General features: G+C 40.3%; 23 protein-coding genes. 2 read left to right on the forward strand and 21 right to left on the reverse strand.

Annotated elements, in window-relative coordinates; all coding sequences use genetic code 11:
- Positions 1–14: 14 nt before the first annotated feature.
- The 7 genes from nrdR to ytaF form a co-directional block, all read right to left on the reverse strand.
- Entirely contained in the window at positions 15–476 is a 462-nt protein-coding gene (nrdR, locus tag MUG87_RS09310) for a transcriptional regulator NrdR (protein ID WP_247087177.1), read from the reverse strand.
- Positions 477–500: 24 nt separating this feature from the next.
- Positions 501–992 carry a cytosolic protein gene (locus MUG87_RS09315; RefSeq protein WP_247087178.1) on the reverse strand — a complete coding sequence of 164 codons (492 nt, stop codon included), beginning with the start codon at positions 990–992 and terminating at the stop codon, positions 501–503.
- 179 nt (positions 993–1,171) lie between these two features.
- Positions 1,172–1,555: an adenosylmethionine decarboxylase gene (gene speD / locus MUG87_RS09320; RefSeq protein WP_187695352.1), complete on the reverse strand. Its 384-nt coding sequence runs from the start codon at positions 1,553–1,555 to the stop codon at positions 1,172–1,174.
- A 365-nt stretch (positions 1,556–1,920) separates the two neighbouring features.
- Complete coding sequence (locus MUG87_RS09325; protein ID WP_247087179.1) at positions 1,921–2,946, reverse strand: glyceraldehyde-3-phosphate dehydrogenase; 1,026 nt, start codon at positions 2,944–2,946, stop codon at positions 1,921–1,923.
- A gap of 115 nt (positions 2,947–3,061) precedes the next feature.
- The gene (gene coaE / locus MUG87_RS09330; protein WP_247087180.1) at positions 3,062–3,658 is read right to left on the reverse strand and encodes a dephospho-CoA kinase; all 597 of its coding nucleotides are present in this window, start codon (positions 3,656–3,658) and stop codon (positions 3,062–3,064) included.
- Positions 3,659–3,812: 154 nt separating this feature from the next.
- A complete protein-coding gene (locus MUG87_RS09335) occupies positions 3,813–5,474 on the reverse strand; it encodes a CoA-disulfide reductase (protein ID WP_247087181.1) in 1,662 nt (553 codons plus the stop codon).
- Between the two features lie 131 nt (positions 5,475–5,605).
- Positions 5,606–6,238 carry a sporulation membrane protein YtaF gene (ytaF, locus tag MUG87_RS09340; protein ID WP_247087182.1) on the reverse strand — a complete coding sequence of 211 codons (633 nt, stop codon included), beginning with the start codon at positions 6,236–6,238 and terminating at the stop codon, positions 5,606–5,608.
- Between the two features lie 201 nt (positions 6,239–6,439).
- On the opposite strand from ytaF, the gene MUG87_RS09345 reads away from it, so the two are divergent.
- Positions 6,440–6,901, forward strand: coding sequence for a GNAT family N-acetyltransferase (locus MUG87_RS09345; RefSeq protein ID WP_247087183.1), 462 nt, complete (start codon positions 6,440–6,442; stop codon positions 6,899–6,901).
- Positions 6,902–6,973: 72 nt separating this feature from the next.
- Here the strand turns inward: MUG87_RS09345 and mutM are convergent, their stop codons facing one another.
- From mutM to MUG87_RS09390, 9 genes are all read right to left on the reverse strand, one after another.
- Complete coding sequence (mutM, locus tag MUG87_RS09350; protein WP_247087184.1) at positions 6,974–7,792, reverse strand: DNA-formamidopyrimidine glycosylase; 819 nt, start codon at positions 7,790–7,792, stop codon at positions 6,974–6,976.
- Positions 7,793–7,803: 11 nt separating this feature from the next.
- Positions 7,804–10,428 carry a DNA polymerase I gene (polA, locus tag MUG87_RS09355; protein ID WP_247087185.1) on the reverse strand — a complete coding sequence of 875 codons (2,625 nt, stop codon included), beginning with the start codon at positions 10,426–10,428 and terminating at the stop codon, positions 7,804–7,806.
- 731 nt (positions 10,429–11,159) lie between these two features.
- Positions 11,160–12,908 carry a two-component system histidine kinase PnpS gene (gene pnpS / locus MUG87_RS09360; RefSeq protein ID WP_247087186.1) on the reverse strand — a complete coding sequence of 583 codons (1,749 nt, stop codon included), beginning with the start codon at positions 12,906–12,908 and terminating at the stop codon, positions 11,160–11,162.
- Positions 12,901–13,617: a response regulator transcription factor gene (locus MUG87_RS09365; protein WP_247087187.1), complete on the reverse strand. Its 717-nt coding sequence runs from the start codon at positions 13,615–13,617 to the stop codon at positions 12,901–12,903. The genes pnpS and MUG87_RS09365 overlap by 8 nt, the downstream gene beginning before the upstream one ends.
- 163 nt (positions 13,618–13,780) lie before the next feature.
- Positions 13,781–14,254, reverse strand: coding sequence for a MaoC family dehydratase (locus MUG87_RS09370; protein WP_247087188.1), 474 nt, complete (start codon positions 14,252–14,254; stop codon positions 13,781–13,783).
- Positions 14,255–14,416: 162 nt separating this feature from the next.
- The gene (gene mdh / locus MUG87_RS09375; protein ID WP_247087189.1) at positions 14,417–15,355 is read right to left on the reverse strand and encodes a malate dehydrogenase; all 939 of its coding nucleotides are present in this window, start codon (positions 15,353–15,355) and stop codon (positions 14,417–14,419) included.
- Between the two features lie 19 nt (positions 15,356–15,374).
- On the reverse strand, positions 15,375–16,670 hold the full coding sequence (gene icd, locus MUG87_RS09380; protein ID WP_247087190.1) for an NADP-dependent isocitrate dehydrogenase: 1,296 nt from the start codon (positions 16,668–16,670) through the stop codon (positions 15,375–15,377).
- A 138-nt stretch (positions 16,671–16,808) separates the two neighbouring features.
- Complete coding sequence (gene citZ, locus MUG87_RS09385; RefSeq protein ID WP_247087622.1) at positions 16,809–17,960, reverse strand: citrate synthase; 1,152 nt, start codon at positions 17,958–17,960, stop codon at positions 16,809–16,811.
- A gap of 191 nt (positions 17,961–18,151) precedes the next feature.
- A complete protein-coding gene (locus MUG87_RS09390) occupies positions 18,152–18,613 on the reverse strand; it encodes a DUF441 domain-containing protein (protein ID WP_247087191.1) in 462 nt (153 codons plus the stop codon).
- Between the two features lie 190 nt (positions 18,614–18,803).
- On the opposite strand from MUG87_RS09390, the gene ytvI reads away from it, so the two are divergent.
- The gene (gene ytvI / locus MUG87_RS09395) at positions 18,804–19,919 is read left to right on the forward strand and encodes a sporulation integral membrane protein YtvI (RefSeq protein ID WP_247087192.1); all 1,116 of its coding nucleotides are present in this window, start codon (positions 18,804–18,806) and stop codon (positions 19,917–19,919) included.
- 150 nt (positions 19,920–20,069) lie between these two features.
- Here ytvI and MUG87_RS09400 read toward each other — a convergent pair whose 3' ends face one another.
- The 5 genes from MUG87_RS09400 to accD form a co-directional block, all read right to left on the reverse strand.
- A complete protein-coding gene (locus MUG87_RS09400; protein WP_247087193.1) occupies positions 20,070–20,447 on the reverse strand; it encodes an FxsA family protein in 378 nt (125 codons plus the stop codon).
- Between the two features lie 50 nt (positions 20,448–20,497).
- Positions 20,498–22,255 carry a pyruvate kinase gene (gene pyk / locus MUG87_RS09405; RefSeq protein ID WP_247087194.1) on the reverse strand — a complete coding sequence of 586 codons (1,758 nt, stop codon included), beginning with the start codon at positions 22,253–22,255 and terminating at the stop codon, positions 20,498–20,500.
- A 53-nt stretch (positions 22,256–22,308) separates the two neighbouring features.
- Positions 22,309–23,268, reverse strand: coding sequence for a 6-phosphofructokinase (gene pfkA, locus MUG87_RS09410; RefSeq protein WP_247087195.1), 960 nt, complete (start codon positions 23,266–23,268; stop codon positions 22,309–22,311).
- A gap of 312 nt (positions 23,269–23,580) precedes the next feature.
- A complete protein-coding gene (gene accA / locus MUG87_RS09415) occupies positions 23,581–24,549 on the reverse strand; it encodes an acetyl-CoA carboxylase carboxyl transferase subunit alpha (protein WP_247087196.1) in 969 nt (322 codons plus the stop codon).
- Positions 24,537–25,406 carry an acetyl-CoA carboxylase, carboxyltransferase subunit beta gene (gene accD / locus MUG87_RS09420; protein WP_247087197.1) on the reverse strand — a complete coding sequence of 290 codons (870 nt, stop codon included), beginning with the start codon at positions 25,404–25,406 and terminating at the stop codon, positions 24,537–24,539. The genes accA and accD overlap by 13 nt, the downstream gene beginning before the upstream one ends.
- Positions 25,407–25,450 lie beyond the last annotated feature (44 nt).

The raw sequence follows: 25,450 nt of genomic DNA on the forward strand, positions 1-25,450 counted from the left end.
AGCCTCAAGCTCCTCTACTTCCGCTCTTTTTGTAAAATATCCTTAAGCTCATCAATAAATACTTGTAAGTCCTTAAACTGCCTGTATACAGATGCAAAGCGTACATAGGCAACTTCATCGATTTCACGAAGCTGTTCCATCACCATCTCGCCCACAATTTCGCTTTTTACTTCAGGCGTCCCTAAATTGCGCAGCTCTCGTTCAATAGATTGTGTTACTTCTTCCAATTGCTTCAATGCAACAGGACGCTTTTCACACGCCCTAATCAATCCGCGTAAAATTTTATCCTTGCTAAATTCTTCCCGTATGCCTTCTTTTTTAACAATAATAAGAGGCGTTTCTTCCACTCGCTCAAATGTTGTAAATCGATGTGAACAGCTCTCACATTCTCTTCGTCTTCGAATAGAACGGCTGTCATCCACAGGACGAGAATCTAATACCCTTGTACCACTATGAAAACAAGACGGACAACGCAAATTCCTCACTCCTTATCTCATGTCTTACAACTTTTGTGCCAAACTTGTCCCAACAAAAACAATCTTTTTATCCAGCTGTTTATAAAGTTCCTTTATCGTACGTCTGCTAAAGCCAAAGTCACTTGGTAATGCTGTTTCCGTATATACCATAAAGTCCACAGCTGTTTCAAATGGTCGGATTGTTACAATTGTAGCAACAACATGCGCCTTAACTTTTCCATTGAGTACTGCACTGACTTCGCCTCGTTCCATTTGTACAGACGTCACATTACAATGCGGCACAGCCTTTAACAGCTCTTCAACTGCTTTTAAAGCACCTGTAGTATTCGTTTTATAATAGCGAGTACGCAACTCATCTACACGGTGCGTATCTGCCGTTTCTGCTTGTGTTGTGAAAAATTGTTTAACATTTGCGATAAGGCCCATACAAGTCTCCTTACTTTCTTGAAATAAAGGCTCTGTTAAAGTTCGTTGCTGATTTCCGATACGAGGGCGCTTTCCACGAGCAGTCAGCAAGCCTCCTCAGCGCTATGCCCCTACGGATCTCCCTTTGACTTGCTTTTCCCGCAGAAGTCTCAACCCATTCACTTCAATTAACAAGTGCCAATTATCAACATTAGGTTTTAACACAGCCAAAATAAATGAAAAGAGGTGTATATACACCTCTTTTCATTTTAAAGCAAATATCTATTTTTTTAAAGTGCTTTTGCGTCACGCTTCTTAATTTCGAAGCTACCTGTTCCACGTGGCAATTCAATACTTTCTCTTGTTTTTGCATTTAAACCTTCAGCAATATAGTCAGCAGCTACATTCGGATCGATACGATCTCCGCAAGTATATACATCGATGCTCGCATAACCGTGCTCAGGGAAGCTGTGAATTGTTAAGTGAGACTCAGAGATAATAACAACCCCACTCACGCCCTGCGGTGCAAATTTGTGAAACGCAACCTCACGAACTTCCGCTCCTGATTTTAGCGCAGCATCTACAAATAGTTGTTCAATAAAAGGCATATCATTCAGTTTGTCAAAATCGCAGCCCCATAGTTCAGCAATAACATGGCGGCCCATAGTGTCCATAGTGTGCATTTTATTTCCCCCTTAGAATTCGGTTTAGCTTAAACGAACACGCCATTGATACGTTTGGCTACCACGGGGGAAAGTTAGTCCAAAGAGGTCCTAACCCTTTAAGTAAGCTACTTTATCGGCATGTTTTGTTTACGAAAGATAGTATACTTTGTTTATTTTCATTTTGCAACAAGTCTTTTTATTTTTTTCGAAATGTCAACAAATATTTACGTTTACTACTGGCAATTCCCCCTCTACACGAGCGAATTCTATAATAACTTATTTAAAAATCCACCTCTTTTACATTGTCAACTCTAACGCAAAGCAAACAGCCTGCACCTTACGTGCAGGCTGTTTGCTGTGTATGACGCCGCATATTAAATATGCTGTACGTTTTGCTTTACCAATTCTTTTGAAACAAGAGCTGTCAATTCTACAACACGACGGGAGTAACCCCACTCATTGTCATACCAAGCCAATACTTTAATTTTACGAGAACCGATGACCATTGTAGATAAGCTATCAATAATGGCGGAATGCGTATTTGTATTAAAATCTACAGATACAAGCGGCTCATCGCAATATGCAACAATCCCCTTCATCGACCCTTGTGCTGCAATAGCGAAGGCCTCGTTTACCTCTTCTAAGGTAACATCTCTTTTCACATCCACAACAAGATCTACAAGGGAAACATTTGGTGTTGGAACACGTAGCGCCATACCATGCAGCTTACCTGCCAAGTGCGGAAGTACTTTAGAAAGCGCTTTCGCAGCTCCCGTTGTAGTAGGGATAATGGATTGCGCACATGCTCTTGCACGGCGTAAATCTTTATGTGGATTGTCTATATTTTTTTGATCGTTTGTATATGCGTGAACAGTCGTCATTAAACCATTGTCAATGCCAAATCTTTCGTCAAGTACCTTTACAACCGGCGCTAAACAGTTTGTTGTACAAGATGCGTTCGAAATTACATCATGCTTTGTAATATCCAACTGTGCATCATTGACCCCCATCACAATGGTTATATCTTCATTTTTACCGGGTGCTGTTAAAATGACTTTCTTGGCCCCAGCTTCTAGGTGTAGCATAGCTTTATCCTTGGAGTTGAATTTCCCTGTTGCTTCAATTACAACATCGACACCCATTGTATTCCAAGGCAACTCTTGCGGATTGCGATTATTCAGAAGACGAATCATTTTTCCGTCTACAAGCAGATAATCTTCAAACGCTTCGACAGTTCCTTCAAATTTACCATGAACTGTATCGTATTTAATCAGATGAGCCAAGGTTTCTGATGGATAGCTCGCGTTGATTGCCACAATTTCGAATTCGTTTTCTTTTATCGCCTGACGAAACACCATTCTTCCAATACGTCCAAATCCGTTAATTGCCACTCGAGTCATATAAGTTAATCCCCCTTGATTGCGTTATACTATTTCTCTCCATCCCCACTAATAGTATAGCACAAAAAGAGGATAAATCACTAAACAATTTCATCAATTTTAAAAATTTATTATTTTACAAACCCCATTCTTGTAAAATGCATCTTAATTGGGCTTCTGTATTCTCAATAGAACCTGTATTATCAATAATATAATCTGCCATTTCCTTCTTCTTTTCCAAAGACATTTGCGAATGAACTCGAGCTTGTGCTTCTTCTTGCAAAAAGTTATTTCGTTTCATTAATCGCTGTAATTGTGTCTGCTCATCAACCCAAACAACAAGTACTTTTTCAACTAAATACATTAAATTACTTTCATATAAAAGGGGAATATCCAGAACGACTGCACTTACTCCCTCTTTTATGTATTGATCTCGCTGTATGAGCATTTCCTGTCGAACGGCGGGATGCACAATCTGATTTAATGTATTTCGTTGCTTTTCATCATTAAAAATAATTGCACCAAGCTTCGCCCGATCTATGCCTCCGTCTTCTTGCAGCACCTGCTTGCCGAATGCTTGTACAATTTTCTTATATGTAGATGTTCCTTGCACTACCACCGCTTTCGCAATTTCATCTGCATCAATGACCGGAATATCGTATGCCCTAAACATTTTGGCTACAGTGCTCTTTCCGCTCGCAATTCCCCCTGTCAAACCGATTATAACTGTCATTGTAACTCCTCCTTTTCTTTATTATAACTAAGAAAAGAGGAATACGCTTGTACAGCCGACTCACAAACAAAATGAGCACATAAAAATCTGTACTCTTTTTATAGTTTATCTACATTTATAAAGTAGCACTTCTATTTAAAGTAGGTATTTCTACTTAGTTGGGGGAATGATTCGGAAATACCGTACTGTATAGTTTATAGCCACCATCTAAGTTTTTAACCCTAAAGCCATGCTGCGTTAAAATACGCGATGCTAAATATCCTCTCATTCCCAACTGACACGTTACATAGAGGGTTTTATCTTTCGGTATTTCACCTAAGTGATCGCGCAGTTCGTCTAATGGTATATTAACAGAGCCCTTTATTTTACCTTGCTCTAACTCATGTGGTTCACGAACATCGATTAAATAGCCGCCCTGTGCGACAAGTTCATCAATCTCATTCCACTGCACCGTTTCCACTAAACCTTCTATAATATTGATAGCTGCATATCCTGCCAAGTTGACAGGATCTTTTGCTGAAGAATATGGGGGTGCATACGCTAGTTCTAAATCAGGTAAATCTGTCGCTTTTAGCCCTGCACGAATTGCTGTTGCAAGTACATCTATGCGTTTATCTACCCCATCGCGCCCCACACATTGCGCTCCGTATAGCCTGCCACTTTCTTTACAAAATAGCAACTTAATTAAGATTGGATGCGCTCCTGGATAATAACCAGCATGCGAGTTAGCCTGAACATGTACTGTTTCATACGGAATTTCTAAACGCCGTAAAGTTTTTTCATTATTTCCCGTTGCAGCTACTGTAGTTTCAAATACTTTCACAATAGAAGTCCCCATTGTACCTCGATAAGGAGATTTACGACCGTTGAGCGTATCAGCGATTATGCGCCCCTGTCTATTTGCAGGCCAAGCAAGCGGAATCATTGTCTCCGTTCCATTTATGTAATCTTTAACTTGGATAGCGTCACCTACTCCATAAATAAATGGGTCCTCTGTTTGAAGGAATTCATCAACCTGGATAGTGCCACGAATCCCTAAAGATAGGCCCGCTTCCTTCGCCAACTTACTTTCCGGTTGTACTCCTATGGATAAAATAATCATATCTGTTTCCAATACTTTACCGCTTTTCAATTGTACAGACGCTCCATTATTTTCAAAAGAAGCAATACCATCTTCTAGAATAAGATTAATACCCTTGTCACGAAGGAGATGATGTACACCTGCTATCATCTCGAAGTCAATCGGCGGCATAATCTGATTCGCCATTTCCACCAGAGTGACCTGTACCCCTTGTTTATGTAAGTTTTCTACCATTTCCACACCAATAAAACCTCCACCAACTACTACGGCAGACTTTGGTTTGTTATAATCTAAATACGCTTTAATGCGGTCTGTGTCTGGGATGTTTCGCAAAGTGAATAGATTGTTCGCTTGCTGAATGCCAGGGATAGGAGGGTATATTGGATTAGCCCCAGGAGAAAGAATGAGGTAATCATATGATTCCTCGTATTCTTCACCCGTTTGTAAACGCCTTACTGTAACCGACTTTACTTCACGATTAATGCGCACTACTTCCGTCATCACGCGAATATCGAGATTAAATCTCTTAGACATTTTTTCTACGGTTTGTACGAGTAATTTTTCTCTTTCCGAAATGACTCCGCCAATATAATACGGGAGGCCACAATTAGCAAACGATATATATTCCCCTCGCTCAAACATGATAATTTCATCTTCTTCGTTAAGGCGACGCAAACGAGCAGCAGCAGATGCCCCTCCTGCAACTCCGCCAACAATAATGATTTTTCTTTTCATATTCTCTACCTCCATAAAAATATCTCTTACATTAATATTGCCGTTTTCTGACTCAACTATGTGATATTATTAATCTCTTTTCTATGTCCCTGTATACATATTAAAAGCGCGAAGCCAATGCTCCGCACTTTTTACATTTTCCATATCCCCATAATAATGAGCAAAACACCTGGAAGAAAGGTCAATTTCTGCATCCACTGTAATGCAGAAAACCATTGCCCCATCTTTAAACCAAGAGACAAGAACACGAAGCTCATAATTGCTACTAAAGCCGCCATAATGAGTGGTGGGTAGCCTAGTAATGACGCACCGATGCCAGCTCCAAATGAGTCTAACGACAGCGCAAGTCCGAGCATAACAGCTTCAATACCCGAAATGGTACCCGAGTTATCAAAATCTGCTACAATTGGCTTTCGTAAAATTTGAATTACGATGCCGAGAGATTGAATCTCTAGATTCCATAATGTTTTCTCATCTAACTCCTCTTCTTTTTTATCCTCTGCGAAAAACTGATAGAGCACCCATGCGCCAATTCCAATCAATACTATACCACCAATTTGCTTCGCCACTTCGGCCGAAAAAATAGTTTGAACAAATTGTCCAATTCCCATAGACACAAACATTACTGCAGCAGAGCAAATAGAAATAACGATGATGGATTTTAGCGGGATGCGCACTTTTCTAAGTCCGTAAGTCATACCGACGCTACAACTATCCAGACTTAGTGCGAAGGCTAACATCATTAGTGCAACAGATTGATACACAAAATAGGCCCTCCTTTCTATACATCTTTTGTATGTATATGAAGAGGGCCCGCCCAATGTTATTGTAAGTAACTTTTAAACGAACGGGAATATTTTATAAGCAGTACTTATAAAGCACTATAAAAACTTTCTACTTACTCCATATCATACATTCGGTTAATATGAAAGAAGTAAGTCATTCTCTAACAAGGGGTGGTTTCATTGGAAACAAACATAGAAGTTAGGATAGCTACTAAAAACGATTTAGATTGTATTGTTGCTATGCTTGCTGATGATGTTTTAGGAAGGAAACGCGAACGTTATGAGCATCCACTTCCTGATAGCTACCTACAAGCATTTGAAGCCATTACCTCCGATCCTAATAATGAATTAGTGGTAGCTTGCCTCGGTAACGAAGTGATTGGCGTACAACAAATTACATTTACACCTTACATAACACATCAGGGTGGATGGAGAGCTACTATTGAGGGCGTAAGGACATCAGCTTCTGTAAGAGGTCAAGGAATAGGTACTAAACTAATAACATGGGCTATTCAACGCGCTACACAACGCGGTTGTCATTTGATACAACTGACCACCGATAAAGAGAGACCAGATGCATTAAGATTTTATGAGCGATTAGGCTTTCAAGCCACACACGAGGGGTTGAAGTTGAGACTGTAGTAAAAGCACCAGGACATATCCTGGTGCTTTTCTGATACTGTTACACTTTCTTTACGAAATGTGATGTCATTCTTATTTTTGACATATTGGACAATAATGGGTGCCACGACCGCCCACTACGGTCTTCACAATCGGTGTACCGCACACGGAGCATGGCTCACCCTTTCGACCGTATACAAATAAACTTTGTTGAAAGGTACCGATTTGTCCCTGTGAATTGATATACGTTCGTATGGTACTACCGCCTTTTTCAACCGCCTGATTTAGCGTTTTTACCGTTTCCTCTCGAATCTTTTCGATCTCGGTCTCCTGAAGGGAAGAGCCCGGACGTTCTGGATGGATTCCCGACCGATACAATACCTCATCTACATAAATATTACCGAGCCCAACAAGCACAGTTTGATCCAGCAAAACAACTTTTACTTTGCGATTTGTTTTACCTAAATGCATCTGTAAATGCGCTGCAGTCACATCTGGCGGTTCCGGTCCGAGTCCCGAAAGAGGAAGATGAAGTGTAGCTTCCTCTTTCGGAAATAAATGAAATGTGCCGAACTTACGCACATCGTTGTAACGAAGCTCTGAGCCATCGGTGAAACAAAAGCGTACATGCGTATGCTTATCAACCGGATCGCCGGCATCATGCAGTCGGTATTTTCCCTCCATCCGCAAATGCGACACGATGGCATATTGTTCTGTATATATAAGTAAAAACTTGCCTCGTCTTCCTACACCGACAATACATTCACCTTGCAAAAGTCCTCTGAATATTTCTGCATCGTCCGGTTCTTTTACGAGTTTTGGGTACGTAACAATTACCTCTTCAATGATTTTGCCTGTAATCAGTGTCTCTAGCGTTCGTTTGACAGTTTCTACTTCTGGTAGTTCAGGCATACTTCCACTCCTTACTTTGCATCATACCAAGTTGCGCCGTGATTATAGTCTACCTTTAATGGTACTTCTAGCTGCACCGCATGTTCCATAATTTCCGGGACTAATCTTTGCATCTTCTCAATCTCTTCTTCTGGTACTTCGAAGATAAGCTCATCGTGTACCTGAAGTAACAGGCGGGCGTTCATCTTTTCCTGCTTAAGCGTATCAAACATCACAACCATTGCTTTTTTAATAATATCAGCTGCACTTCCTTGAATGGGAGTGTTCATAGCTGTTCTTTCTGCAAAGCTGCGCAGGTTGAAATTTCGACTTGTCAATTCCGGTATATAACGACGTCGTTTTAATAAAGTCGTTACATACCCTTTGTCTTTCGCATCTTGTACGCTGTCACTCATATACGCTTTTACACCTGGGAAGCTTTCCAAATACTTTTCAATAAACTCAGCTGCCGCTTTGCGTGTAATTCCTAGATTTTGTGATAAACCATAATCGCTGATGCCATATACAATCCCAAAGTTCACAGCTTTTGCCTGTCTTCTCATATTGGAAGTTACATCTTCTTGCGCCACGCCAAATACATCCATAGCTGTCTTTGTATGAATATCAAGATCATTGCGAAACGCCGTAATTAATCCTTCATCTCCTGCAATATGCGCAAGTACACGAAGCTCGATTTGCGAGTAGTCAGCCGCAAATATGACCCATCCCGGCTTGGAAGGAACAAAAGCCTGACGAATTTTCCGCCCTTCCTCAAGGCGAATGGGAATGTTCTGCAGATTAGGTTCTGTTGAACTTAGGCGTCCTGTTTGTGTTAGCACTTGATTAAAGCGGGTATGAATTTTAGACGTATCATCCCGTATCACCTTCAATAGACCTTCAATATAAGTAGAATATAGCTTACCGAGCTGACGATATAATAAAATCTTTTCTACAATTTCATGTTGGTCTCCCAACTTCTCTAGCACATCAGCTGATGTAGAATAACCTGTTTTCGTTTTTTTCACCGGTGGAAGCTGTAGCTTCTCAAATAAAATCACACCGAGTTGCTTAGGTGAATTAATATTGAAGGTTTCACCTGCACATTCATGAATATCTTTTTCTATTTCACGAAGTCGTGTAGAAAGCTCTGCTCCCATTGCTTCTAAACGAGTTTTATCCACTGTAATACCTGTATATTCCATATGACCAAGCACGCGGGCAAGTGGCAGCTCTAACTCTGTTAATAATTCATATTGCTCATTCGCACGCAGTTCATCGATAAAAGATTGCTGTACGTTGTACAATACGCTTGCTTTACGAGCAATATGTTCAGCCAAAACATCCTCATCAGGTACAGCGCGCTTCGCACCTTTTCCATAAACTTCTTCATCTGATTGAACAGTATGTGCACCCTTCATCTTGGCCACAGAACGAAAATCTTTATCTGTATCAGCAGGATCAAGTAGATATGCCGCTATTAAAAGGTCAAAGCTTACGCCGCGTAGCGATAAACCTTTCCACAGCAATGCAACCAATGCTCGTTTAAAATCAAATACGGACTTTTCAATTGTTTCATCAGCGAGCCATGCGATAAACTCTTCAGATTGCAAACCTAATTCAGCTGGTACATAATAACAGCCTGTGTCATTGGCAATACCAAATCCCTGTATCGCTGCACCATGGTAATTGTCCTCCTGCACTTCTACAATTAAGGCACCTGGGCGTAACACATCGTCATTAAAGGCTTCTACTCGCTCAAAAGAAAGCGCATCTAGTTCCGTTTGTTCTTCTGGTATATCTAGCTTTCCCAGCAACGAGTTGAAACCAAGATTTTGGAACAAGGGAGCAATATGCTCTGTTTCATATCCATTGTAAACCAAATCGTCGATGCGTACAGAAATTGGCGCTTCTGTATAAATCGTTGCCAATTCCTTGCTCATAAATGCTTGTTCCTTATTTGCTTCCAGTTTTTCTTTCAGCTTTTTCCCGCTCACTTGGTCTAAATGCTCATATAGCTTTTCAACTGTTTTATATTCCTTCAAGAGTTTAATCGCCGTCTTTTCTCCTACACCAGGCACACCAGGGATATTGTCAGATGCATCTCCCATTAAGCCCTTCATATCAATAATTTGCGAAGGAGTAAGCTCATATTTCTCAAACAAAACCTGTGGTGTGTATTCATCTACCTCAGTGATACCTTTACGCGTAATCGCGACCTTAGTCGTTTCAGAAACGAGCTGCAATAAATCACGGTCTCCTGAAATGATTTTCACTTCTGCGCCTTCACGCTCCGCCTCTTTTGCAAGCGTTCCGATAATATCATCTGCCTCATAATTCTCAAGCTCATAACGCTGAATATGAAACGCATCCAATAATTCACGAATAAACGGAAATTGTTCTGAGAGCTCCGGTGGTGTTTTTTGTCTACCGCCTTTGTATTCTCCGAATGTGGTATGACGAAATGTCGTTTTACCCGCATCAAAAGCCACTAACATATGCGTTGGTTTCTCTTCTTCCAAGATACGCATTAGCATCATCGTAAAACCATAAATTGCATTTGTATGTATACCTTTATCATTATTCAGTAATGGCAGTGCAAAAAAAGCACGATATGCAATGCTATTGCCGTCAATTAAAACAACCTTTTTTTGACTCATCTTCCCCGTTCCTTTCTATTATAGATTCCACCTGTTTTTATTTACACAAAAAACCGCTACCTACCTCTATATCATAGCATGACCTGATAATAGAAGGAAAATAACGGTTTTAATTATAAATAATAAAGAAAAAACTATGTGCTCTATTTTACATAGATGTAAACTGAAAGCAAGGATTCTTTTATATGTAGAGAGAAAAACAGGAAATGTGTAGTTTCAATCAGACCCTAAAAGAGACATGTACATGGTAAGACCGAATCCATCCTGTCTCCTGTTACTATTATGTTAGACAAGCTACTATGTATACAAAGAAAAAAAGGGAAGTGACGAGGATAGAAGGGATCTATCCTCGTCCAAAACTACTCCTTGGATGAAGGGGTTTTCAATAATTAGAATAACAGGGTTATGTTAATCACACATGGATATAGTGTTAATGTAGTGTAAACGTTTGTAAAAAAACAGTAACCTCTTATTATTGTGAGGTTACTGTTTTCCATTCTGTTATTTTTTGGCTGTTTTCACAAACTTTGTTACTATGTAACAAGTGGTGGGGAGTGGTTGATTTCCGCTCCAGGTTGCTCGCTGTCCGCGGGGCGTGCGGTGAGCCTCTTCGGCTTACAGGCTGTGGGTCTCACCAGACCCGCTGCTCCCGTAGGAGTCTCGCACCTCCTGCTCCAACCAACCTGAAACAAAGAAACCTATCTAAAAACAACAATCTCTTAGAAAAGAGCCTATTTTTTTAAGGTGATAGTAAACATTGTCCCTTTTCCCGGTGTGCTTTGAACCGTAATCTCTCCGTGATGTGCTTCCACCAAATGTTTTACAATAGACAGACCTAGACCTGTTCCTCCTGTATTACGGCTACGTGCCTTATCAATGCGATAAAACCGCTCAAAAATACGAGGAATTTCCTCTTCACTAATTCCAATCCCTGTATCAGACACACATATACGTACTCTGTTTTTCTCTTCAGTTGCGGACACCTCTATTGTTCCGCCAGAAGGTGTATATAAAATCGCATTGTTGATAAGATTGATAAAGATCTGCTTTAGGCGATGCGCATCTCCCGTTACTGTAATAGACGCAGGAATAATTACACGTAAATCCATCTCTTTATCTACAGCCTTTGCTTGTAAAATAACCGCTATCTCTTCAATTAGTTGCTTTACATCAACTTTTGCCATATTCATCTGAAAACCTTGTTGTTCAATTCTTGATAAATCTAACAAATCTTCAATTAGACTCTGCATTCGATCACTTTCTTTCAAGATAATGGAAAGAAAATGTTCTCGAAATTTTTGATCCTCCATCGCTCCATCAAGCAAAGTCTCTGTAAATCCCTTAATAGAAGTAATGGGTGTTCTCAGTTCATGCGATACATTAGCTAGAAAATCTTTCCGCATTTGCTCGAGCTTTTTAAGCTCTGTGATGTCATGAAATACAAGAATAATTCCTTTCCACTCATGGTTGGTTCCGATAATAGGTGCACCGTATACTTCAAAATGTTTGCGTTCAATTCCAATGGGAAGAAGCATTTGTTTGCGCACTTTTACTTCCGTCATAAAAATCTCTTCAACCAATCCGATGACTTCCTTGTGATCAAAAGCTTCATAATATAAGCTGTTTAAATACTCTTCATCTGTCACACGGAAGATTTCCCTATAAGAACGGTTCACCAAATTAATATGACCACGACTATCAATTAGAATCATGCCGCTTCCCATATTTTCAATTAAGGTATGTAGCCTGTCTTGCTGCATTTCTTGCGCAGACGTCATTTCTTGCAAATTACGGGCTAATACATTGATTGCTTTGCTAAGCATCTCTGTTTCATCAACGTTGCTCCCATAGGCACGGGCTTTATAATTTCCTTTTGCTAATTCAATCGCAACCTTTGCCACATTTTCAATGGGACGCGTATATTGCGTGGTAATTTTAATCCCTAAAAAAATAATGACAATAAACGCGATTAGAAAATTTGTAATAAGAAGTCCCCATATTTTCCTTTCTACTTCCGCAATCGAGCTCACAGATAGATTTAAAATTAAATAAGCGCGATCATCATGTTTATCTCGCAACAAAATACCGTAGTAATAGCTTTGCTTATCCCCACTCTTCGCTTCCACGACATCGGGCGTCTTATCTAGTTTATTAATAATCCCTTTGATTGCTTGTATGTTTTGTAATTCGATGCGATTTTTCGAATCATACAAAACATCGCCATTTTCATCTAGCAAACTCAGGTTGACCCGTAGCTTATCTTCAATACGCTTCAGCGTTTCCGGATAAAACAAAGAGTAACGTATTCCTTCCCACTCCATCACAGAAGCTACATATTGTAACTCTTTTTCCATCCGTTTATTGAAATTATCTAAATAGAAACCTTTAAAGAGTTGCCCTAGTAGAATTCCTAGACCAATTAATACTGTAACAATTAAAGAGATTAATGCAAAAAGCAGTCTGGAGCGAAACTTATTCATTGATTTTCGGGTCCTCCAGCTTATAACCTAACCCACGAATTGTTTTAATGTATACTGGTTTTTTTGTGTTTGTTTCAATTTTATCGCGCAAATGACTGATGTGAACGTCTACAATACGTGTATCGCCTGCAAAGTCATAATTCCAAACGGCACTTAACAGTTGGTCTCTTGTTAATACGCGACCTTTATGCTTGGCCAAATAAATTAATAGTTCGAATTCCTTAGGTGTTAATTCCAGCTTTTCCTCGCCAAAGTAAGCTTCAAAGTACTCAGGCAAAACCTTTAATTCTCCAATTACAATTCTTCCCTCTTCTTTATTATCAACGCCCGTTCCTTCATGAAGCTTTGTTCTTCGCAAAATTGCTTTTACACGCGCCGTAACTTCTCGTGGACTGAATGGCTTTGTCATATAATCGTCTGCACCAAGCTCTAACCCCAAAACCTTATCGAACTCATCACCTTTTGCAGTAAGCATCAAAATTGGAGTCATAACGCGTTGCAAGCGCAGCTCTTTGCAAACTTCCATTCCATCCATTTTAGGAAGCATTAAATCCAGAATAATTAAATCTGGTCGCTCTGCTAAAGCAACTTTTAACGCTGCTTCGCCATCCATGGCAGTTACGACCTCAAATCCGGCTTGCTGCAGATTGAACTCAATTAATGTTAAAATGGATTCTTCGTCATCTACTACTAAAATGCGATTGCTCATTGTATTCCTCCAGGTTATAAAGTAAAACCGTGCTTCATCCATATAGCTTTTGTTTCACTTGTCCATTTTATGATACTAGAAAATACCAGGATGCTCAATTTAAATTGCATGCAATTGTTGAGTAAGTGTAGAAAACCTCGCTTTGCAGGCGAGGTTTTCTACATTAAAAATTTTCTAAAGCACTTTCCCACATTACGTTGTGGTGATGAGGTGGTGCAACTGTTAGTAATCCTCGTATTACCAATTCTTTATTCGTATTTTGACCATGGACCCGCACTTCAATCGTATGGTCTTGTACATAAACAGCGATTACTTCGAATTGGAAGGTTAATGTTTCATAATGATGCACCGGTTGAATAAACTCTAATTCTTGTCTCAAAATATGACTACCTGGTCCTGGCAAATATTTGGTCATGGCAGTTAGTACCATACCTGTGAGCATAACACTTGGCACTATAGGTTTCTTATAAGGAGTTTGCGAAGCATAATCATGTTGAATATATAATGGGTTTGCATCGTCTGTTAACCCTAAGTATAGTAATAAATCTTTATCTTCGATTTTTTCCGTAACAGTTAACGTCTCTCCAATCGAAATCTCATCAATTTTCCGGCCCAGCTTGCATTTCTTCCTTAACATTTCCATCCACCCCCAAATTTTGATAACGCTTTCAAATTATTGCAAGAAAATAATCCCGTAATAAGGGAAAAAGATTCGGATATATCCGAATCTTTTTCGTTATATTGAACTTTATTAAAAGGATTTGCTTATTACAACATCAAATTGTACAAAAACCCTATATTATACTAATACCTTCATAACATTGCGTACAGATTCAACAGAACGATCCAACGCTACTTTTTCTTCTTCAAGCAATTCAAGTTCTACAATTTTCTCAATCCCGTTTTTGCCAAGCACAACTGGCACACCAAGATATAAGTCCTTATAGCCATACTCACCTTCTAAGTACGCAATTGCCGGAAGCACACGACGTTGATCTTTTAAAATAGCTTCTGTCATCTCTACTAGCGACGCTGCTGGCGCATAGTAAGCACTGCCGTTACCCAGCAGGTTCACAATCTCACCGCCACCTTTACGTGTACGCTCAACAATGGCATCTAAGCGGTCTTTTGAGAGCAATGTTTCAAGCGGAATACCACCTGCATACGAATAGCGTACAAGCGGCACCATATCGTCGCCATGCCCACCTAGCACAAACCCAGTCACATCTTTCACAGATAGCTGTAATTCTTGTGCTACGAACGTACGGAAACGAGCCGTATCAAGTACCCCAGACTGCCCAATTACACGTGCTTTTGGAAAGCCTGACTCCTGAAATACTGTATATGTCATTGCGTCAACTGGATTGGTTAACACGATAATCACACTGTTTGGAGAATATTTGACGATTTCTTTTGTAACACTTTTCATGATATTCGCATTTGTTGCCACCAAATCATCGCGGCTCATTCCGGGCTTGCGGGCAATCCCAGCTGTGATGATGACAACATCGGAATCTGCTGTGTCTGCGTAATCTGATGTACCAATAATATTCGCATCAAATCCTTGCACAGGGCTTGCCTCTAACATGTCTAGCGCTTTCCCTTTTGTTGGGTTTTCAAGTTGCGGAATATCAATTAATACAATATCCCCCAGTTCTTTTTGTGCAGCTAAAAATGCTGTTGTCGCTCCTGTAAAACCTGCGCCGACTACAGTTATTTTTTTACGTTTGATCGTCATGCTTTCTCCTCCTGTACGATTACGCGTTTTCTACTACCTGTTTTGCATCCATATTCTTAATTAGCTCATTCGCGAACTCAGAGCACTTCACTTCTGTAGCGCCTTCCATCAAACGTGCAAAGTCATATGTTACAACTTTAGAAGAAATTGTTTTCTCCATAGAATCCATTACTAGCTTCGCCGCTTCATTCCAGCCCATGTGCTCAAGCATTAGCACACCAGAAAGAATAACAGAAGAAGGATTCACCTTGTCAAGACCTGCGTATTTCGGAGCTGTACCGTGTGTTGCTTCAAAGATAGCGTGTCCCGTTACATAGTTAATATTCGCTCCAGGCGCGATACCGATGCCACCTACTTGCGCTGCTAACGCATCAGAGATGTAGTCACCGTTTAGATTCATTGTAGCCACAACATCAAACTCACGAGGACGCGTCAAAATTTGTTGTAAGAAGATATCAGCTATAGAATCCTTTACGATAATTTTGCCTGCAGCTTCCGCCTCAGCTTGTGCTTTGTTCGCAGCATCCTTGCCTTGCTTCTCAACAATGCGATCATATTCTGCCCATGTGAACACTTTATCGCCAAACTCTTGCTCTGCTACTTCATAACCCCAGTTTTTAAATGCGCCTTCTGTAAACTTCATAATGTTGCCTTTATGAACGAGTGTTACCGATTTGCGATTTTCTGTAATTGCATATTGAATTGCCGCACGAACCAAACGCTTTGTGCCTTCCTCAGAAACAGGCTTAATACCAAGACCAGATGTCTCAGGGAAACGAATTTTCTTTACACCCATTTCAGTTTGTAAGAAAGTTAATAGCTTTTGCGCAGCTTCGCTTCCTTTTTCATATTCGATGCCTGCATAGATGTCTTCTGTATTTTCACGGAAAATAACCATATCCGTATCTTGCGGACGTTTTACAGGAGATGGTACACCTTCAAAGTAACGAACAGGGCGCAAGCATACATACAAATCTAGCTCTTGGCGAAGCGCTACGTTCAAAGAACGAATACCGCCCCCAACTGGTGTTGTTAAAGGTCCTTTAATAGCAAGTAAATATTCATCAATTACGTTTAAAGTTTCTTGCGGCAGCCATTCTCCTGTTTGGTTGAATGCCTTTTCACCAGCAAGTACTTCTTTCCAAACAATTTTCTTTTCACCGTCATATGCCTTTTCTACCGCTGCATCTAATACGCGGGAAGCCGCGGCCCAAATGTCAGGACCAATGCCGTCTCCTTCGATAAATGGAATGATTGGATTGTTTGGTACGTTTAAAACGCTATCTGTTACTGTGATTTTTTGTCCTGTAGTCAATGTCATTACCCCCATTTAAAAATATGTATGATACAAAAGAAGTTCTGAAATCCCCTGCAGAACTTCTTTTGTTTCCAGTACATTTAGATTTTTGTTATGATTTCCTTTTTGATGAATAATCAGAATTTAAAGCGTAAATTATGCTCTGTCTTCGATTGCTACGTACTTTTGACCCGTAGGACCTGTATAATCAGCACGCGGACGAATTAAACGGTTGTTTTCATATTGTTCTAGAATGTGAGCCAACCAGCCAGATGTACGACTTACTGCAAAGATTGGCGTAAATAAATCGTGCTCAATTCCTAAACAGTGGTACATAGAAGCAGAGTAGAAATCCACATTTGGCGGAAGCCCTTTTGAAGATGTAACAATCTCTTCAATCTTCACAGACATATCATACCACTTTCTTTCACCAGATATAATACCTAATTGCTCGGACATTGCTTTTAAATGTTTCGCGCGCGGATCTCCATTTCGATATACACGATGGCCAAATCCCATAATCTTAACTTTATTGTTCAATGCATTTTGAATATAAGCATCCACATGCTCTACTTCACCGATTTCCATAAGCATCTTCATTACATTTTCATTGGCACCGCCATGCAACGGTCCTTTTAAAGCGCCGATTGCGGCTGTAATACCTGAATATATATCAGATAGTGTAGCAACGCATACACGTGCAGTGAATGTCGAAGCGTTCAATTCATGATCTGCATGTAACACAAGGGCTTTGTCAAATGCTTCAATTTCTATCTCATTTGGTTTTCTATCGTTCAACATATATAAGAAATTAGCTGCATATCCAAGCTCTTTGTCAGGTGCTACCGGTGTTAACCCTTTACGGATACGTGCGTAAGCAGCGACTAGCGTAGAAATCTTCGCCTGTAATTTAACCGCTTTCAAATAATTGGACCTCTCATCCATTACCTCAGCATCTTCATCATACAAAGCTAGCATAGAAACTGCTGTACGCAATACAGACATTGGATGTGATGTAGTTAGATTCGTAGTTTGTAAGTATGTTAAGATTTCAGCTGGCACGTCAGCATGCTCTGACAACTGTGTTTTTAATTCTGTAAGTTGAGCAGCATTTGGCAATTGGCGATGCCATAACAAATACACAACTTCTTCAAATGATGCATTTTCCGCTAAGTCATCGATTTCATAGCCTACGTATGTTAAAGTATCGTCAATGATGGAACTAACAGACGACGTTGTTGCTACTACCCCTTCAAGCCCTTTAATAACCGTCATGATCATCTCTCCCTTATTTAAAGATTCCCCAATCCCTTCGGCAGTGCCTGAGGAAAAATAACAAAACATAAAACAATACGCAGGCATTATTTTATGTAGTTGTTACTTTTCCTTCAACAGTAAAGCTTATACATATTGTGCACTTGCCTATAGTTATTATAACTAATTATCAGACTTTTGTGAATGGAAAGAATTGATTAAATTTATATTACTATAAAATTGTCTTATTTTATAAGTTGGATTACATGCATAACAGCATATGCAATTCCCGCCCCGATTAACGGGCCCACAGCAACACCATTGAACAATGCAACCGCTAAAATGGTGCCAAATACAAGCGCCGCTGTAATATGTGGATCATTGGCAAGTAAAACGACGCCTCCTTTTGCCAGTAACGCAACTGCAATACCCGAAGCAAGAGCAATCCAAGCATAATAGGATTTCATCGCATCAAGAAGTTGTTTAAAGCCAATTTCTCCTGTTGCAATTGGAACAAGAACTGCAATTGTAATAATTGTAACCCCCAGATTAATTCCCTTATACTGTAAATACGGCAACATCTTATCTCCCAAAAATGTCCACTTCAACAATAAAAGCACTCCTACAGCAATCATAAGTGATTGATTTTTAGCAAGATAACCAACTGCTAGTAAAATGAATAAAAATAAAGTTGATTGACTAATCATGGCTTCTCCTTTCTTTCACACAAAAACAATTACTTCCTCAATTCTCCAGTCTCCATTTAAAAAATCTATAAAAAAGTTTTAATCTTTTCTCTGTCCGTAAAAACCCTTCTTTAGAGTGCGGAATGTGCTTTCATTTCCTCTTTCCAGGCTGTACAATATATGGTAAATACAAATATAGGGAGGAGAGCTCTTGACCAAGAATACATTGTACGCAGGACTTCGTTTGCTAGCTGTCTTAAGCGCAATATACGTTATCATTCACCTATTGTTTTACTCATCCGGGCTCATTTATCCCTTTATCATCGCATTCATCATCGCGTACCTCATTAGCCCTATTGTCAACTTCCTAAACAAAAAGTTTCACATTCCACGCGCCCTAGCAGTATTTCTGACTCTTGTGCTCATTTTTGGGGCTCTCGTCGGTATTGTAACGCTGCTTATCATTGAAACTATCGCCGCTTTAAATTACTTGTTAGCTATTCTTCCTGAACAATTTCCTCGCCTTGCAGCATACATCCAAGATATATTCGTCCACAATATTATGCCGCTGTACAATGATTTAAACATGAGATTTAACCGCCTTGGTGAATCTCAACAACAGACCATTACAGAAAACATCCAGAACTTAGGAATTGATTTGACAAATAAGGCAAAGTTACTTTTAACAGGAATTATCACTGGACTAACAGGCTTTTTAGGTGCACTTCCTAATATTGTTACAGTGCTCATTTTTATTTTACTTGCTACATTTTTTATCAGCAATGATTGGTACAAGATGGCACATGGTTTAGAACGCGCTCTCCCTGGAAAACTGCAAGGATACGGACGAACTATTTTTGAGGACTTACGAAAAGCATTATTTGGATTTGTTCGCGCTCAATTTACCCTCATTTCTATGACTACTATTATTGTATTGGTTGGCTTGCTTCTGCTTCGCGTCCCTTACGCCATTACGATTGCATTAATCACAGGCATGGTCGATCTGCTTCCCTACCTTGGTACAGGTGCGGTGTTTGTGCCTTGGATTTTATATGTATGGTTTACAGGTGATACTGCTTTTGCCATTGGTTTACTCATCTTGTATGTTGTTGTTATTATTCAAAGACAGCTCATGGAACCAAAAGTACTTTCTTCCAATATAGGTCTTGAACCACTTCCGACCTTAATTGCACTTTTCGTGGGCTTTAAGCTGTATGGACTACTTGGTCTTATTATTGGTCCTGTTGTGCTCGTCGTATTAAAAACGCTGTACGATGCACGTGTATTTCACGATTTGTGGGTATTCATAAAGGGGAGAACACAATAACGAAACGCAAACAACTTATCGCTAGAACTGAGCAACATCTAGACACTTCATGTGCTGTTTATCTATTTAAAAAAGACCTTGCATACAAGGTCTTTTTTCGTTAATTCTGCACACCTTCTGACACGCAACTTGAAGCTTTAATAGAATCTGTTAAAACACTTGCTTTCGTCTTATGTGCGCTTCCATTCTCTTCATGATAAGCTGTTTAACCACCACTCTTGTTGCAGGAAGCAACAAAATAAATCCAGCTATGTCGGTTACATATCCAGGTGTCATTAGTAATATACCGCCTACTAAGATACAGACTCCATCCAATACGGTATCACCGGGTATCTCTCCGCGCTCCATCCGTGTACGCATATCCTGCAATAACGATGTACCCTGTCGTTTAGCTAAAAACGCTCCAATCACCGCCGTTGCAATCATAATGGCGAATGTAGGTATCGCCCCAATCCATTGTGCTGATGCCAACAGTACGAACACTTCAGTTACTGGTATTAAGATCAACAATAAGACCAATAGCTTCATCGTCATCCCCCTATGAAAAAGAGAAGGATAGATATCCTTCTCTTTTTATATTACAACACTACTGCGTGACCGTTATATACGATACCGCGTGCAGCATCAACTGTAATCTCTTGGCCATCCTTTAAAATTGATGTTGCATTTTGCACACCAACCATTACAGGAATACCGATGGATACCCCCACGACTGCAGCATGACTTGTTAAACCACCTTCTTCAACTACAAGAGCAGCTGCCTTTTCAATTGCTGGCATCATGTCTTTATCAGTGCTTGTCGCAACAAGAATATCGCCTTCTGTCATTTTCGAAAGCGCCTCATCTGCATTTTTCGCGATAACTGCTTTTCCCTTTGCAGATTTACGCCCAAGACCTTGCCCTTTTACGAGTTGCTCGCCCACAACATGAATCTTCATCAAGTTCGTTGTACCTGTTTCACCGATTGGTACACCTGCTGTAATGACAACCGTATCACCAAAGCCAATGATGCCTGCTTCCATGCCTGTATGAATTGCCGTATCAAGCATTTCATCTGTAGATGTTGCTTTCTCATTTGCTAAGTATGCTTGCACACCCCATACAAGTGCAAGTTTGCGGCATACACGCTCATCCGACGTCACTGCTACAATTGGAGATTTCGGACGATATTTAGAAATCATTTTTGCTGTATATCCGCTCTCTGTAGGCGCTACAATCGCTGCCACATCAAGCGTCATTGCTGCATGTGCAACCGATTGACTAATTGCATCAGTAATAGATGCTTTTGCCTCTTTCATACGCTTACGGAAAATATCTTGATACTGTAAAGAACGTTCTACACGAGAAGCAATTGTTGCCATCATTTTTACAGATTCAACTGGATACAATCCAGCTGCTGTTTCTCCAGACAGCATAATTGCATCTGTACCATCAAAAATTGCATTTGCTACGTCACTTGCTTCAGCACGTGTTGGGCGTGGATTACGTTGCATGGAATCTAACATTTGTGTTGCAGTGATAACCGGTTTACCAAGCAAGTTGCACTTTTTGATTAGACGCTTTTGTACAAGAGGTACTTCTTCAGGTGGAATTTCAACTCCCATATCCCCGCGAGCTACCATCAAACCGTCAGATACTTCGAGAATTGCATCAATATTGTCGATTCCTTCTTGGTTTTCAATTTTTGGAATGATTTGAATGTGTGAAGCTTTATGCTCAGCTAAAAGCTCACGAATTTCAAGTACATCAGACGCTTTACGAACAAAAGATGCCGCAATGAAGTCTACGCCTTGTTCAATACCGAATACGATATCCTGAACATCTTTTTCTGTAATACCTGGCAATTTGATGCTTACGTTTGGCACGTTTACGCCTTTTTTGTTTTTTACAATGCCGCTATTCAATACTTTTGTGCGAATCTCGCCATTTGCTTTTTCTAATACTTCTAACTCAATTAGACCGTCATCAATTAAGATGCGTGAGCCAGTTTCTACATCATCATATAAGCCCGCGTAAGTAACAGAAAACTTCTCAGCTGTTCCTAGTACCTGCTCTGTTGAAATCGTTACCTCTGCACCTGTTTTTAATTCTGCTTGTCCGTTCTCGAAATCGTGTGTGCGAATTTCCGGACCTTTTGTATCAAGCAAAATTGCAACTGTTTTTCCTGCTTGCTTCGCTGCTTCACGAATAGTTTGAATACGAGCCGCATGCTCTTCATGGCTACCGTGAGAGAAATTTAAACGCGCTACGTTCATGCCTGCATCCATCAATTGTGTTAGCTTCTCAATACTTTCACTTGCAGGTCCTATCGTACATACAATCTTTGTTTTACGCATAACATACCTCCGCCTTTACTGGAAACGTTCCCAAATTACTTGCATTATGTGTATTAAATAGACAGCTCTTTAGAAAGCTGATACATATCCATCTCAATTGTGTGCTTTTGTGCCAACGCTTCAATGATATCATGGTCAACAATCTTATTGTTTTGGATACCCACGCAACGTCCGCCTTTACCCTCCATTAAAAGCTCAACAGCTCTCGCTCCTAAACGACTTGCCAATACACGGTCTGTCGCACTTGGAGAACCACCGCGCTGTACGTGTCCTAATACTGTTACACGTGTTTCTAAGTCTGTCGCGGCTTCAAGTTTCTTACTGAAGTCCACGGCACTGCCTACACCTTCAGCTACAATAATGATACTGTGCTTTTTACCGCGCTCATGACCGCGTTTTAAACGTGCAATCACATCTTCCATATCATAATCCGCTTCCGGCACTAAAATTGTTTCTGCACCGCCTGCCAAACCTGCCCATAATGCAATATCCCCAGCATGACGGCCCATTACTTCAATTACATATGTACGCTCATGAGAAGTCGCTGTATCGCGAATTTTATCAATTGCATCAATTACTGTATTTAACGCTGTATCGAATCCAATCGTAAAATCTGTTCCCGGAATATCGTTGTCGATTGTACCAGGTACTCCTACACATGGATAACCATGTTCTGTAAGCTTTTTTGCACCTTGATACGATCCGTCTCCGCCGATTACAACAAGACCTTCAATACCGAACTTTTTCAACTGTTCAATACCTTTCATTTGACCTTCTAATGTCTTAAACTCAGGACATCTTGCTGAATAAAGTTTTGTACCGCCGCGATGAATAATATCACCTACAGAACCTAGTTCTAACTTCTCAATTTGACCAGCAATTAAACCAGAATAACCATGATAAATACCATATACTTCCAAATCGTGATAAATTGCTTTTCGAACAACAGCTCGAACAGCAGCATTCATTCCAGGTGAATCGCCGCCGCTTGTTAAAACACCTATCCGTTTCATCCGCACTCACCTCAATACAATATTTGCCTTTCACGAACTATCTATAGTTTTTCCAAAATTAAAACACTTTAATAGCCTAATTCATGTAAAGAGCACTTTTTCCTCATCATATTTTATCACTACATTTCCCACTTATGCAATTTATCTTCTGCTTCTTCTTAAACAAACAGGTAAGACTTCATGCCACAACGTTAAAATACACGAAAACACTGAAAAATACAATGGAAAATATGTGGCTATTTACATAAATGAAACCGTTTGTAGCACAAATTAAAAATAATGATAAAAAACGTGCGATCAAGGGATCGCACGTTATACCATAGATGTTATTGAAAAGGTACTTTCTCCCATTTTCATGTATTTATGATAGCGCTGTTCAATGAGTTGCTCGGGCTTCATTTTCAACAATGTTCCCAGTGCTTTGGTTAGCACTTCATCAATATACAACGCTTGTTGCGGAATATCGCGATGTGCACCGCCACGCACTTCAGGAATAATTTCATCAATGACATCCAATCGCTTTAAATCTGATGCAGTTATCCCCATGGCCTCTGCCGCTTCCTTGGCCTTAGATGCATCCTTCCACAGAATGGCGGCTGCTCCTTCTGGTGAAATAACGGAGTACGTCGAATTTTCGAGCATATACACATAATTGCCTACCCCAAGACCTAGCGCTCCCCCGCTACCACCTTCGCCGATAACGATGCAAACAACAGGTACTGTTAACCCTGCCATTTCAAATAAATTTCGCGCAATCGCTTCACTTTGTCCACGTTCTTCGCCGGCCTTACCAGGGTACGCACCTTTCGTATCAATAAAACAAATGATAGGTCGCTTAAATTTCTCCGCTTGCTTCATCAAACGCAATGCTTTACGGTATCCCTCAGGATGAGGCATGCCAAAATTGCGGCGGATATTTTCTTTGGTGTCTTTACCGCGCTGATGACCAATAACGGTCACCGGCAACCCTTTATATTTTGCAATACCACCAACGATGGCCGCATCATCGCCATACAATCGATCGCCATGACACTCAAAAAAGTTTGTGAACAATCGTTCAATATAATCCAATGTAGTCGGTCGTTCCGGATGGCGAGCAATTTGGACTCTATCCCAAACACCCATGTTGCTGTAAATCTCATTTTCCAAGTTTTCAAGTTTGGCTTCTAATATACGAATTTCTCCACTAAAATCCATACTGCTGTTTTTCGTATATTCTTTTAACTCCCGAATTTTGCTCCGTAGCTGTGATATAGGTTTCTCAAACTCTAGCTCTGCCATATCGTCGTTTCCTCCCCTTGGTGAAGCTCCACAACTTTGCGCAAGGTCTCCCGCATCTCCAAACGATTGATAACTGCATCTAATTGCCCATGATCCAGTAAAAATTCTGCAGTTTGAAAATCTTCCGGTAGTTCTTCGCGTACAGTTTGCTCAATTACACGGCGACCAGCAAAGCCAATCAGTGCACCTGGCTCCGCAAAATTATAATCACCGAGTGAAGCAAAGCTCGCTGACACCCCTCCAGTAGTTGGGTGTGTCATAACTGAGATAATAAGGCCGCCTTCTTCGCTATATCGTTTTAATGCTACGCTCGTTTTCGCCATTTGCATTAAGCTCAAAATGCCTTCCTGCATGCGAGCTCCGCCTGAAGCAGTAAAAATAATGAAAGGAACATGAAGCTCTCTCGCTTTTTCCACTGCTCTTGCGATTTTTTCTCCTACAACGGAACCCATACTTCCCATACGGAAACGAGCGTCCATAACAGCTACAACAACTAACATATCGTCAATGGTACCTTCACCTGTAACAACAGCTTCGTTTAAATTGGTTTTCTTTCGGTCGCCTTCCAGCTTTTCCTCGTAACCAGGAAAATGAAGAGGATTTACTGAAATCATCTCTTTGTCATATTCGCGAAACGTACCTTCATCAAGCAAGCTTTCCAAACGCTCATACGCATTCATTTGATGATGATGTCCACAGTTGATACAAACCTTTAAGTTTTTTAAAAGTTCTTTTGTATACATGATTTTTTTACAGCTCGGACATTTGGTCATCACGCCGTCTGGCACGTCTTTTCTCATTTGTTCTGAAGGAACAGCCGCGTATTTCTTTTTCTTTAAGAATAGATCTCTTAGCATATTAACCCCCTCCTTTAGGAACGCCGCCTGCATGGGAATAACCC

The sequence above is a fragment of the Ectobacillus sp. JY-23 genome, from assembly GCF_023022965.1.
Taxonomy (GTDB): Bacteria; Bacillota; Bacilli; order Bacillales; family Bacillaceae_G; genus Ectobacillus.